11 protein-coding genes and 3 pseudogenes are annotated in these 12,565 nt (G+C 70.6%); 6 read left to right on the top strand and 8 right to left on the bottom strand.

The genetic code is table 11. The features are described 5' to 3' along the window. The first annotated feature begins 3 nt into the window (after positions 1–3). Complete coding sequence (locus tag IG05_RS41690) at positions 4–2,868, top strand: lectin (RefSeq protein ID WP_078893770.1); 2,865 nt, start codon at positions 4–6, stop codon at positions 2,866–2,868. A 192-nt stretch (positions 2,869–3,060) separates the two neighbouring features. On the opposite strand, the pseudogene IG05_RS41685 reads toward IG05_RS41690, so the two are convergent. Beyond that, a pseudogene (locus tag IG05_RS41685) lies at positions 3,061–3,943 on the bottom strand (hypothetical protein). Positions 3,944–4,549: 606 nt separating this feature from the next. On the opposite strand from IG05_RS41685, the gene IG05_RS0100660 reads away from it, so the two are divergent. Then, positions 4,550–5,158 (top strand): papain-like cysteine protease family protein, encoded by a 609-nt coding sequence (locus tag IG05_RS0100660; RefSeq protein WP_030338288.1) that lies wholly within the window; start codon positions 4,550–4,552, stop codon positions 5,156–5,158. 124 nt (positions 5,159–5,282) lie between these two features. Here the strand turns inward: IG05_RS0100660 and IG05_RS48790 are convergent, their stop codons facing one another. After that, positions 5,283–5,630 (bottom strand): hypothetical protein, encoded by a 348-nt coding sequence (locus tag IG05_RS48790; protein WP_234335697.1) that lies wholly within the window; start codon positions 5,628–5,630, stop codon positions 5,283–5,285. A gap of 11 nt (positions 5,631–5,641) precedes the next feature. On the opposite strand from IG05_RS48790, the gene IG05_RS48785 reads away from it, so the two are divergent. Next, positions 5,642–6,049 carry a hypothetical protein gene (locus tag IG05_RS48785; protein ID WP_051789343.1) on the top strand — a complete coding sequence of 136 codons (408 nt, stop codon included), beginning with the start codon at positions 5,642–5,644 and terminating at the stop codon, positions 6,047–6,049. 728 nt (positions 6,050–6,777) lie between these two features. On the opposite strand, the gene IG05_RS0100650 is transcribed toward IG05_RS48785, so the two are convergent. Continuing rightward, a complete protein-coding gene (locus IG05_RS0100650; protein WP_051789341.1) occupies positions 6,778–7,269 on the bottom strand; it encodes an ATP-binding protein in 492 nt (163 codons plus the stop codon). Between the two features lie 152 nt (positions 7,270–7,421). On the opposite strand from IG05_RS0100650, the gene IG05_RS41675 reads away from it, so the two are divergent. Beyond that, positions 7,422–7,799 (top strand): STAS domain-containing protein, encoded by a 378-nt coding sequence (locus IG05_RS41675; protein ID WP_030338284.1) that lies wholly within the window; start codon positions 7,422–7,424, stop codon positions 7,797–7,799. A gap of 64 nt (positions 7,800–7,863) precedes the next feature. Here IG05_RS41675 and IG05_RS50405 read toward each other — a convergent pair. Beyond that, a pseudogene (locus IG05_RS50405) lies at positions 7,864–8,112 on the bottom strand (IS5/IS1182 family transposase); the annotation flags it as partial. A 170-nt stretch (positions 8,113–8,282) separates the two neighbouring features. Between IG05_RS50405 and IG05_RS0100640 the strand changes: the two are divergent. After that, a complete protein-coding gene (locus IG05_RS0100640; protein WP_030338282.1) occupies positions 8,283–8,720 on the top strand; it encodes a hypothetical protein in 438 nt (145 codons plus the stop codon). Positions 8,721–8,777: 57 nt separating this feature from the next. On the opposite strand, the pseudogene IG05_RS46495 reads toward IG05_RS0100640, so the two are convergent. Both IG05_RS46495 and IG05_RS0100635 read right to left on the bottom strand, forming a co-directional pair. Next, positions 8,778–8,926: pseudogene (locus tag IG05_RS46495) on the bottom strand (IS5/IS1182 family transposase); the annotation flags it as partial. A gap of 252 nt (positions 8,927–9,178) precedes the next feature. After that, complete coding sequence (locus tag IG05_RS0100635; RefSeq protein WP_030338281.1) at positions 9,179–10,111, bottom strand: LysR family transcriptional regulator; 933 nt, start codon at positions 10,109–10,111, stop codon at positions 9,179–9,181. Between the two features lie 117 nt (positions 10,112–10,228). On the opposite strand from IG05_RS0100635, the gene IG05_RS0100630 reads away from it, so the two are divergent. Then, positions 10,229–11,074, top strand: coding sequence for an alpha/beta fold hydrolase (locus IG05_RS0100630; protein ID WP_030338279.1), 846 nt, complete (start codon positions 10,229–10,231; stop codon positions 11,072–11,074). Between the two features lie 690 nt (positions 11,075–11,764). On the opposite strand, the gene IG05_RS0100620 is transcribed toward IG05_RS0100630, so the two are convergent. Next, on the bottom strand, positions 11,765–12,001 hold the full coding sequence (locus IG05_RS0100620) for a hypothetical protein (RefSeq protein ID WP_051789339.1): 237 nt from the start codon (positions 11,999–12,001) through the stop codon (positions 11,765–11,767). Between the two features lie 60 nt (positions 12,002–12,061). After that, a complete protein-coding gene (locus IG05_RS41670; RefSeq protein WP_158838676.1) occupies positions 12,062–12,550 on the bottom strand; it encodes a MarR family winged helix-turn-helix transcriptional regulator in 489 nt (162 codons plus the stop codon). Positions 12,551–12,565: the final 15 nt, after the last annotated feature.

The following is a 12,565-nucleotide window of genomic DNA, read 5'->3' as shown; positions in this document are numbered from 1 at the left end:
GACATGAGACCCACACCCCGTCCACCCGTCGCCCTGGGCACCGGGCTGCTGGCGGCGACCGCCCTCGCCGCGACCGTCCTCGCCGCGACCGTCCTCGCCGCGCCCGCCGCAGCGGCGGTGCCCGCCTCAGCGTCCCTGGTGACCGCCCCCGCCACGCTCGTCAACCCGTTCATCGGGACGTCGAACGAGGCCAACGACTTTCCCGGCGCCGACGTTCCGTTCGGCATGGTGCAGTGGAGCCCCGACACTCCCTCACGGCCTCCGGGCGGCGGTTACGAGTACAACGACAAGTCGATCACCGGCTTCAGCCTGACCCACATCGCGGGACCGGGCTGCGGCGCCGCCGGTGACGTCCCGGTGCTCCCGACGATCGGCGCCGTGAGCACCTCGGCGACCGAAAACTTCTCGCACGCCGACGAGAGTGCATCCGCCGGCACCTACAAGGTGGCGCTGGACAACAAGGTCACCACCGAGCTGACCGCCACCGAGCGCAGCGGCATGGCGCGCTTCACCTTCCCCTCGACCACGCAGGCCAACCTAGTCTTCAAGCTGACGGGCAGCCAGAACGGCGCCACAAACACCCAGTTCACCGTGGTCTCGCCCACCGAGGTGAGCGGGCAGGTCACCAGCGGGCGCTTCTGCGGGGCGGGCAACACCTACACCGTCTACTTCGACATGGTCTTCGACCAGCCGTTCAAGAGCAGCGGCGCCCCCGCGGCCACGTCCACCCTCCGCCGGCCGACCGTCCACGGCGCCGGCCAGAACACCGCGGAGACGCCCAACAAGCCGGTTCTGCACGGCAGTCCGGCCCCGGCTCCCGGCAGGGCCCGCTCCGGGGCCGCCGCGGAAACCCCCCGGGCCGCGGCTCAGAACGGGTACGTGACCTTCGACGCGACCGCCCACCCGATCGTGCAGGCAAAGGTCGGCATCAGCTACGTCTCCGTCGCCAACGCCACCGCCAACCGGGCCGCGGAAAACCCCGGCTGGGACTTCGACGCCACCCGCGGCGCCGCCCAGAACGCGTGGAACGCGGAACTGGGCAGGATCCGGATCGGTGGCGGCACCGCGGCGCACCAGCAGATGTTCTACACGGCGCTGTACCACTCGCTGCTGCACCCGAACGTCGTCAGCGACACCAATGGGCAGTACGCGGGCTTCGACGGTCGTACGCACACCGTCGACTCCGGTCACCAGGCCGTCTACGGCAACTACTCCGGGTGGGACATCTACCGCTCGCAGGCGCAACTGGAGGCGCTGGTCGACCCGGAGGTGGCCTCCGACACGGCGCAGTCCATGCTCGACGACTACCTCCAGACCGGCCTCTTCCCCAAGTGGTCGGAGTACAACGGCGAGTCCTACGTGATGGTCGGTGACCCGGCCGCCGCCATCCTCGCCGACTACTACGCGTTCGGCGCCCGCCAGTTCGACACAGCGCAGACACTTCGAGGGCTGGTCGCCCAGGCGTCGAAGACCAACAACGACCGGCCGGGACTGAACTACCTGGACTCCCCCGGCTGGTTGCCGCACGACGGCAGCTACGGCTGCTGCAACTTCTACGGGCCGGTCGCCACGACGCTGGAGTACAACACCGCGGACTTCGCCCTGTCCGCGCTCGCCGGCGCCCTCGGTGACAGCGCCGACCAGAAGACGTACGCCGCCCGGGCGCAGAACTGGCACAACGTCCTCAACCCCGCGTCCGGCTTCGTGGAGCCCCGTAACGCGAACGGGACGTGGACCGGCGGGTTCGACCCCACCAGCGGGACGAACATGGTCGAAGGCGATTCGTGGATCTACACCGGCATGATCCCGTTCAACATCGCCGGACTCGCCCGGGCCAAGGGCGGCAACACCGCCATGAACCACTACCTCGACACCGTCCTGCGCAGCTTCACCGGTGACAGGGGCTACGCGTGGGTGGGCAACGAGCCCAGCATCGAGCTGCCGTGGGAGTACGACTACACCGGAGCGCCGTACAGGACCCAGGGCACGGTCCGGACCATTCAGAACCAGATCTGGTCCGACACCCCGAGCGGGCTGGCCGACGGCAACGACGACCTCGGCGCGATGAGCGCCTGGTACGTGTGGTCCGCGCTCGGCATGTTCCCACAGACTCCGGGCACGGCCGACCTGGCCCTCGGCTCGCCGGTCTTCCCGCAGGCTCTGGTGACCCTGCCCTCGGGCAAGACGCTGACCATCAACGGCAACGGGGCCGCCGACGACGCCCCCTACGTCCAGTCCGCCACCTGGAACGCGGACGCCTGGAACAACGCCTACGCGCCCACCTCGGCCCTCACCGCCGGCGGCACCCTCACCTACACGCTCGGCACCACGCCCAACACGACCTGGGCCTCCGGTGGTTCCGCCGCTCCGCCGTCCTACGGCGGTGGCGTCGCAACCCCGGCGGTGCCCCGCGTCGGGCCGGTCACCTCAGGCGTGACGGGCGGCGCCGGGAAGCTGTGTCTCGACGTCTCCGACTCGGGCACCGGGGACGGCACGCACATCCAGACCTGGGGCTGCAACCAGACCTACGCCCAGGACGTCACGGTCGCCTCCGACAGCACCCTCCGTCTGCTGGGCAAGTGCGTGGACGTCACCAGCAGCGGGACCGCCAACGGCACACTGGTCCAGCTCTACCGCTGCAACGGCACCGGCGCGCAGCAGTGGAAGCCGGGCACCGCCGGTTCGCTCGTGAACCCGGCATCCGGGAAGTGCCTGGACGTCCCCGACTCCGCCACGTCCAACGGCACCCAGCTGCAGATCTACACCTGCAACGGCACCGGTGCGCAGAACTGGACGCTCCCGCCCGCCACGACCGCCTCCGCCGGCCGGACAGCTCCGGCCGTGCTCACACCCGGGGTACACCGCTGACACCACGTGTCCGTCCGGTACTGCTACCGGACGGACACGCTCACGCGGGCGCACGTACCGTCATGCCCTTGGCCAGGAGTGATTCGGAGGGGCAGTGCCGGCCGATGTCCGGGCCCGGTCGGGTGACCTGAGCCGACGACCGCCAGGGACATCCGGCGCGGCACCGGCCGGTGCCTTCCGCGTCCGGGGCGGTCAGTCCCAGTCCCATGCCACGCCCAGGTGACCGGGCCGGATGTCGGGGTCCACGAGGTGCACCGAGCCGTACGCGTTGAGCGTCAGGTCGGCACCGTACTCGGGCGGCACCTGCACCGAGGGCCGGCCGAAGCGGCGGCAGCGCACCGGCAGCCGGGCCCGGTCGAAGCAGACCTGGAGCGCGTAACTGCCCCCCCGCGTAGGTGAACCCGCGGAAGTACTCCCGGCTCGGCTCGCCCGTGCCGTCCTCGAAGCGGTAGCGCAGCATCGCCGTGTCGCCCGATGCCAGCCGGGTGTCGAACAGCAGTTCCGCGACCACCACCCCGGCCTCCGCGGCCCGGCGTACCCGGCCGGTCCGGCAGTTCTCCAGGCCCAGCACCCGCACCCCTGCGGTGTCGGACCCGGGTTCCCCGCAGTGGATCGCCACATAGCGGTCGATGCCCTCCCGGTGGGCGCGCACCACGTGCTGGGCCTCGCGAGCGGCGAGCCGCCGCTCACGGTCGATCTCCACCCGCTCGATCTGGAGCACCGTGTGCAGTCCGCCGTCCTTCGGCGCCTCCAGCTCGGCGAGGACCGCCTCCAGAGCCGAGCCGGGACCGATCAGGGTCCGGTACGGCCGGGCCGTCGGGTGGTCGACCGGCCCGCGCGGACCGAGCAGCCGGGTCAGGGCGTGTTCCGGCAGGTCGAGGATCTCCTCCAGCGCGCTGACGGCGCGCAGCGACTCGGGCCGGTCCGGGCGGCGGACACCGCGCTGCCAGTAACTCAGGCTGGTCACGCCGACGTGGACGCCGCGCTGGGCGAGCCTGTGCCGTACCCGGTGCAGGGCCAGACCGCGGGCGGCCAGCGCGGCCCGCAAGGCCACCGGGAACGGTCCGGTGCGCAGCGCCTCGGCGAGCCGCTCCTCCGCGGCGCCGCGTGCGGCGGCCGACGTCGAGGGGACCCTGGCGGCTCCCGTCCGGGGGACGGCCGTCGTCGCACGGCCGTGGCCCGCCGCGGCGGGGCTCCCGGCCCCGTCCTCCGGAGCCTGCCCGGCGGTGAGCGGGCCGGGCCCGGGGACGCCGTGGGGGTGGGGCTCGCCGGCGTCCTGGGCAGGGGGCCCGGTAGCGCCTCGGGGACGGGGCGCCGGCAGGGAACGGGCCGGTGCCGGCTGCCGGTTCGCGGCGGCCGTCTCCTCCACGGCGGCCGGTTCCGCGGCACGACCGGACGTGTCCGAAGCGTCGCTCCTCGTCTGCCTCACAGACGCACCCTCTCTCCTCCCGCGTGGGGGGCGATGACGTGAACATTCACTTCCCACAGAGGTGGCCCGGTCCGCGCGACCGGCGGGTTACTAACGGTAGGACGTACGGCGTTCACATGTGCACGCCCCCCGTTCACACCGTCGTCGGTGCCCAGCCATCAACCGTTGACCGTGCAACGTCTTGGCTGGATCCTCGTCGAAGCGTCCGGACGCGCTCCTTCCGCCGAATCCCCCACCAGGGAGGACCGCCCCATGTCTGCCACTGCCCCACACCCGCCGCGCCGGGGTGCGAGACGAATACTCGCTCTCGCGAGCGGTCTGTTCGCCGCAATCCTGTCCTTCTCCTGCGTCGGCACCCCCTCCGCCGGCGCCACCACCACGGGCGCCAACGTGCTCGACATCAGCATGCAGGCCCAGCAGAACACCAACTGGTGCTGGGCGGCCAGTGGCGCCACGATCGCCGCCTGGCACGGCTACAACTACAGCCAGAACTCGTTCTGCGACGCGGCCTTCGGTTACGCCCAGGGCACCTCCTGTCCCAACCAGCAGGCCACGCTCGCCAACGACCAGCGGGCCTACGACTGGATGGGCCTCAACCCCGGCCGGTACATCCAGGGCCGCCTCAGCTACAGCGGCGTACAGGGCGAGATCGACGCCGACCGCCCGGTGCAGACCCGCATCCAGTGGAGTTCCGGCGGCGGGCACATGGAGGTGCTGTACGGCTACGACACCTCCAAGAACTGGGTCTACTGGGGCGACCCCTGGCCCGACGACTACCGCTACAACTGGGCGACGTACTCCTACTACACGTCCAACAGCGACTTCAGCTGGACCCACACGCTCTACGGGATCGGGGCGTGAGCACCGTGAAGCAGACCCGCACCCTCCTCCGCCCGGCCGCCGGAACCCTGACAGCCACCGCCCTCGTCCTGGGTGCCGCCTCCACGGCCGCCGCCGCCGGCCCGTCCCCCGCCGCGCCGACGGCCTACAGCGCCGACCAGCTCGCCGCCGCCCGTATCGTGGCCGGCGACGCCACCACGATGCGTGTGCTCGCACGCTTCTTCGCCCACGACCCGGACCACGGCAGCCACGCCTCCCGGCCGAGCCTGATGGGTGGCAAGCCCGCCGCGCCCCGGCTCACCGGTTCCGGCACCACCGTGTACACGCTGAACGCCGACTTCGTCGCGGGGCGCGTGCACGCGCCGGTCGCCGAGCCGTCATTCGTCGCCACCGAGGCGGTGTCGGCCACCGGCCAGCGAGCCTCGGTGTGGAGTGTCCACACCGAGAAGGGCTGGAAGGTGGTGAACATCGCCAGTGGCGCCGACGAGACCACCTACGCCGCCCGTGCCGACGGCAACGACACCGTGTTTCCGCGAGCCGCAGATCAACGCCTGGTACGTGCTGCGCGGCAACCGGGTGCTGCCGCTCAACAGCGAGGCGCGGACCGCGGTCGGTGCGCACGGCACCAGCCTGAAGGGCTACCAGCACCGCGTTCACGAGGCGTACGCCGCGCGGCTGGCCGGATCGGCGTACGACGAGCAGGGCTACGCCGACGGCTTCGGCCACGATGCCGCCGAGGCCGCCGCACGGGCTGCGGCGAGCCGGACCGTCGGTCGGCAGGCGGACGGAACGCCGGGCGCGTCCCGTCCGGACGCCGGCACCCTGGCCGGCGTGGGCGCCGCCGGGTCGGCCGTCGTCCTGGCCCTCGGCCTCGCCGGTCTGCGCCGCATGCGAGGACGCCGGTGGCGGTGACCTGAGCACCGTCACCCGAGGTGGGAGCGGGCCGGCAGCCGGTCTGCCACGCTGTCGGCCCGCACGCGAGGAAGAGGTCCTGGGTGCCCCACACTCCCAGGACCTCTTCTTTCACCCGGTCCCCCACTCGCAGGCCGGCTGCCGGCGCCCCCGCCCATGAAAGACGGGCGCCGGGCGCTGGCTGCCGCCGACGTGAGCCGGGGGTGGCGCGTTCGATGCGCGGTCCGGGCAGGCCCGGAGGTCCCGAGGACTTCTGGCTGCCTCGCCACCGTGCCACCCACGACGCGATCAACCTCCGGCCGCGCCCTGCTCGGGTTCGGCGGATCTGCGCTGCAACCCTCGCTAAACGTCGGCCTCTTCATGTCCACTATCTGCGGTTCAGGCCGAACGCCCCAGTTGCCGACCTTGGATCGGCAACGCGGAGGCCTGCAGGAAGGTTGCCAGCGCGGCTCAACCCACCAACCAGCCTGCGCTCCGGCGGGCATGAATAGCTATGAGCTCGTGGGACGGGGCTCGAAAGGGCCCTCTCTCTTGAGGTCGGCGGCGCCGATCCGCGGCCTCGGCTCGTGAGGTGTGACGTCGACCTGGCAGCCGCGGGCGCGCAGCTCGCGGAGTGGCTGACTGGTGGCAAGGTGTCCTCGCCAGTCCCGTCCCTGAGATCAAGGCCGCCGAACCCGAGCGCTTCACCGAACAGCGACGGGTCCGGTACGCCGCCCGACTGCCCCGGGTTACAGGGGCTGGCGCCCGTACAGGGCGTCGCCGGGGTCGTCGGCCAGGGCGAGGCGGGCTGTGATGCGTTTGCCGACCGGTTCGCGCTGCGCCTCGAAGCCCTGGCAGACGGCCATCACGATCTCCAGGCCGTGCTGTCCGACCCGGCCCGCGTCAGCGGCACGGGCGACGGGCAGCACCGGGTCGGAGTCCCACACCACGACCTCGACCGTGCCCCCGGCGATACGCAGGTCCAGCAGTATCGGGCCGGGGGCGTACTTGCGGGCGTTGGTGACCAGTTCGCTGACCACCAGCTGGGTGAGGTCGAGGACGCGCTGCGAGACCGGGATGCCGTGCTCGGCCTGGACGCGGGTGAGGAAACCGGCGGCGATATGGCGGGCCCGGGCAATGTCCTCGCCGTCTGAGACCAGAGCAGCGCTGGTCTGTATGAGCGGCCTGTCCGGCGCTGTGCCGCCTGCCGGCACCCTGTCTGGTTCCACCACGACCGCCATTCGCTCTCCGTCCGCAAAAGCTTGGGTGCGTCTACCCTCGCAGCTGGGGATCACACCATGCTCTCTGCGTCGGATCGGCCACACATCGGCGCCGTTCCCACCCTGCCGGGCGGTACTGTGCGCAAGGCGCTGCGTGTGTCAGGATCAATCGCATGTCCACGGGAAAGATCACCGGAACCGAAAACGCGGGGCAGACCGATCAGCTGTCGGTCGTGACCACCGCCACCGACGGCATCCGCGTACTCTCCCTGGCCGGAGAGATCGACCACCACACCGGCGACACACTCCGCCAGGCCCTGGACGCCTCCGGCACTCCCCACCCCCGCATCGTGGTCGACCTGCACCAGGTCACCTTCATGGACTCCAGCGGCATCAACATCCTCATCACCGCCCACCAGGCCCTCAGCGAGGCCGGTGGCTGGCTACGCCTGGCCGCTGCCAGCGAGTCCGTCATGCGCACCATCTGCATCGTCGGCGTCGACACCTTCATCGACTGCCGCGACACCCTCCGCCAAGCCCTCACCAACTGACCGACAACCGGTCCTCGGCACCGACCAGACGCCGGCCGGCCGGTCACCGTGCATCCAGTTGCGGCGCGGCGCCTGCGTCCGGCCGGTTGCGGGGACGGCCGACGGGCCCGCGGACCCATATCTTCTTCAGCACAGGTATGAACTGCGGGCTGCCCGCGGCCTGTCCCGCGGTCACCACGACCGCCAGCGGGCGGCACTTGCGGTCGGCGGCGAGGTGGACCTTGCTGGTCTGCCCGCCTCTGGAGCGTCCCCGGAGGGCGGCCTTCAGCCGGAGTTTCCGCCGCCGCCCAATGCGCCGCCGCTCCTCCCGCCCGGGATCGGTATCGGTGTCATGTCCGTCTTGTTCTTCGAGGCTGCCCCCTATCAACGTCATCTTGTATGGCTGAATTGGGCTCCCTTTGTTGGCCCTATTCGCTTCTAGGCTCGGCATGAGCCGACGGGGGCATAGGGCTGTCCCGTCATGTCCACACGAGGAGACACTCCGTGAAGTGGAAGTTGGGGCAGCGTGCGGCGCGTGCTGCGGTGGTCGGTGCGATGGCCGCGAGCGGTCTGATGTTCGCGAACGCTCCTTCGGCCTTGGCGTACAGCGGCTGGGATACTCAGATCGGCCCGAGCGGTTCCGGCTGCTTCGCGTACACGACCTACACCAGCAACATTGTGACGCCGCATATCTGGCAGCAGCCGGGAAGCACCTACGATCGGTGCACTCTGGTGACCATTCACGTGGGTTACGACAGCAACCGCAACATCCAGTACAGCAACCGGGATGAGGTGGTTACGAGCGGGCCCAGCACTGCGGCCGACGGCCCGAACTGGTACTACGGCCCGTGGAACGGCAGCGGCTGGATGTGTGTTCAGATCTACGCCAGTGACTCCTTGGGCAACCGGGGCACTCACGGCAACTACGTGGAAGTGTGCTGAAGGCTGTGCCATGAGCGGGGCGAGCCTACGGATGAGCCCCAGGTCGTGTCCGTGAAGTCAGGGCGGCCGGAGTTGTAGGCAGGCGAGGGTGACGAGGGCTTCGTAGTGCCGGGCTCGTCTGTCGTAGCGGGTGGCCGGGGCCTTGTGGTGCTGAGCTAGTTGAAGCAGCGCTCGACGACGTGGCGGCGCCGGTAGGCGGTCCGGTCTGCTGGACGCGGTCGCAGCCATCAGGGGACTTCGCGGACGCCCCCGGCGCAAGCCCCGACGCCTGCATGTCCCCTTCAGGTCTGCGCTCAGCCTCTTCGGTGACTGCGGCGAGCGGTGACAGGGACTGGGCCTGCGGGCCGACGCAATGTTCTGGGACTCGCTCGTGTACGCCGTACGCCGTACGCCTCACGCCGAGGCCGACCCGTGCCGGAAGGCCGGACACGCGCATGCGAAGGGATGACCGGCCCGAATCAAGTGTGGTGCCGGAGCCGTTCGTTGAGGGCGGCACCGATGTCGGGGCAGTTCTTCCGGATGGTGTCGAGGAAGGCGCGCAGCACCGGGGAGTGATCGCGGCCCGAGAAGGACAGGACGAGATCGGGCAGGGGCGTGCGCGGGGTCACGTCACAGAACCGCACTCCCGGACGCGGAACCGCCCTCATGCGGGACGGCCCCAGGCCGACGCCCACGCCCGAGGCGGCGAGGCCGATGATCGTGTGCACGTCCCTCGCGACGGTCGCGCCGCCGAGAGCCGATGAGTCCGTGCCCAGCAGGGTGCGCAGTACGGCGACTACAGCGGGCTCGTCCTCGCCGGCCGACACGATCAGTGGCTGTCGCCGCAACTGGTCGGCCCTTACCGATTGTTGACCCGCGTACGGGTGCACTGCACTTACCACAGCGATCACGTGGTCGCGTCCGATCGGGACGGACACGAGATGCTCGGCTCCGGCGCCCCGTGGCGGCCCGAGGGTGAGGGCCACGTCCAGCTCCCCGGCGACGAGAGCCGCGCTGCTGCGGCTGGTCGCCATCTCGTGCAGTTCCAGTCTCACGTCGGGCCGTTCACGGCCGAACCGGCTCAGGACGCCCGGCAGCGGGTCGAGCAGTGCCGAGGCGATGAAGCCGAGGCGCAGACGTCCCGTCTCGCCGCGCGCGGCCCGGCCCGCATCGACCGTGGCCGCCGCGATCTCGTCGAGCGCCCGGCGTGCCCGCGCGAGGAACGCCTCACCGGCGGCGGTCGGGAACACCCCCTGACGTGTGCGGTCGAACAGCCGGGCCCCGACCTCGCGCTCCAGGTCGGCGATCTGCTTGGACAGCGGCGGCTGCGCGATGCCCAGCGCGCCGGCCGCCCGGCCGAAGTGTTCGTGCTCGGCGAGAGCGACCGCGTACCGCAGGTGTCGCGCTTCCATGACTCGCCCTCCATCCCGTCGATCCCACCGGCTGCGGACAAGACCTCAAAGATATTGCCATGCCACTTACCAGATCTGTGAATGGATGGCGCTGTGGTTCCTGTCCGGAATGGAGCCATGAAGAACGTATCTCTGACCGACACCGTCTTCGTTTTCGTGCACGGCGCCTGGCACGGCTCCGGACAGTGGGCGGCGACGCAGCGCGCGCTGGCGGGACTGGGCGCTGCGAGCGTGGCCGTCGACATGCCAGGGCACGGCTTCGACGCACCCCTGCCCACCGGATACCTGCTGCCCGGCCAGCCGGGCCTGCTGACCGAGAAGTCACGGCTCGCCTCCCTGACGATGGACGACTGCGCCGAGGCAGTACTGAGCGTCCTGCGCCAGGTGCGTCACCATCGCACTGTCGTGCTCGTCGCGCACAGCGCGGGCGGCGGTCCCGCGTCCCTGGCCGCGGAGCGGGCGCCCGAGCTGGTGGACCGGATCGTCTACCTGTCCGCGTTCGTCCCGGGCGGGCGGCCGCGGTTCTTCGACTACCTGGGCTCACCCGAGAACGCCACCGCGCTGGGCCAGAACCTGACCCTCGGCGACCCCGAGGCCCTGGGCGCCGTACGGATCAATCCGCTCTCACCGGATCCCGCCTACCTCGACGAACTGCGGGAAACCCACTACCACGACACCCCGCTGGACCGCTTTGACCGGTGGCGGTCCGCGCTGAGCCCTGATCTGCCCCTGGCGATCCCGACGGCTCCGGTCACCCTGACCGCGGCACGGTGGGGACGAATTCCACGAACTTTCCTGCGCTGCGCCGAGGACCGGGCGCTGGCACCGGCCGCGCAGGACCTGATGATCGCGGAAGCCGACCGGGCCTTCCCCGGTAACCCGTTCACTGTGCATACCCTGCCCGGCAGCCACAGCCCGTTCGCAGCCCGGCCGGGCCAGCTCGCGGCGGTCCTCGCCACGTGAGCCGGCATCGGCCCGTCAAGGGTTCCCCGTTCCTGAGCGCGGGACGGCTCGCGGCCGGTGGCGGCGGGCGGCTCGTACTGCCGGTCCTGCTGTGCGCGACATTCGTGCAGTTGCTCAACGTCACCGTCGCGCAGACCGCCGCGGCTGCTGATCGCGTCGGAGTCGTCGGCCCCCTCGAGGTCCGACAAGGGACCGGCCGACCGGAAGCCCACCAGCCACCCCTTCTGGTGCACGTGCGCCAAGGATTACACGCACATCGAGTCCGTCTGGAAACTGATTACCCCCGACGAGGAGAAATCGGCACTGTCCTCGATGCTCGACACCTGCACCCGCCGACACACCCGACGACCTCGCGCCCGGCGCGTCTCCGAGAAGGACGGGACGGTCTGAACGTGGCCGAGCGGGCGAGGTGGTGAGTCCGAGGAACAGCCCTGCAGTCCACCCAGTTGGCCGTGCACGGTAAGCAGATCCGACCATGAGTGATGGGCTGTGCTTGCTCACTGCACAGCATCTTGGCGAAGCCAAACCAGTAGGAGGGGCGCCGGTCTCAGTCACAGACGCCGGAACTGCGTGCGAGGCGGAAATCGAGCGGCGGGAGGGCCCGCACTGGCTGCCGCCGGCAGCGGGCCGGTGGCCGGGGCCGGGGTAATCGGGACGGTCATCTACCGCTCCCGGCCCAACTGGTGCACCTCAAGCGGAGACGGCTGGTCGAGCGGTCTCCAAGATTTCCTTGAGGGTGGCCAGTTCCGTGTCGACCAGGTCGGCCTGCTGCTTGAAGACCATTTCGGTGAGGGACGGCGGCTGATGAAAGGTGATCATAAAATCGGCACCGTCGCCGTTGGGGACCACCCGGGCGGGCACGCACCAGGCGGCGGTGTCGTCGACGTAGTCGTGGTCGAGGATGCCGAACTCGGCGTTCGTGCGCACGCGCAGCCTCCCACGGCCCACTTCGGCCAGTTAATGCGTGATGCTCATCGTGCTCTTCTCTCAGGCTGTGTCGGGCGGCGGCGCGGGGCGGGCCTGCCCCACCAGACGCCGGATCCACTCCTCCAACTGCCACCGCTGACCGGCGTCGAGCGAGCCGAAGTAGTGGGCATCATTGCGGTCTGCGAGCTCGGCGAGGACCGGCACGAGGGCCTGCCCCTGATCGGTCAGCACCAGCCGGACCGTACGCCGGGACGCCTGGGCGGGCTCGCGGCGGATCAGCCCCTTGGCCGCAAGACGGTCGACTAGCCGCGAGACGGCTCCAGGATCGATGTCCATGTGAGCGGCCACGGCCTTAGTGGTGTCGTGGCCCTCGTAAACGCTGATCATCACCCCCCACTGAGAGACGGTGACGTCGTGCCGGGAGAGTTCCGTCTCGAAGCGGCTGTGCACCTCGTCGGAGAGACGCCGCAGCCAGTAACCGACTGGCTCACCGCGCGTCCGGCCGTGTACACCGCCGGACGTTACGCAGCAGAGCACGATGGCGCGCAAGGCCGCGCGGACCGG

Source organism: Streptomyces sp. NRRL S-1022 (assembly GCF_000720135.1).
GTDB lineage: Bacteria > Actinomycetota > Actinomycetes > Streptomycetales > Streptomycetaceae > Streptomyces.
The sequence above is the reverse complement of the archived record's forward strand: the minus strand, read 5'-3'. Positions and strand labels throughout refer to the sequence as shown.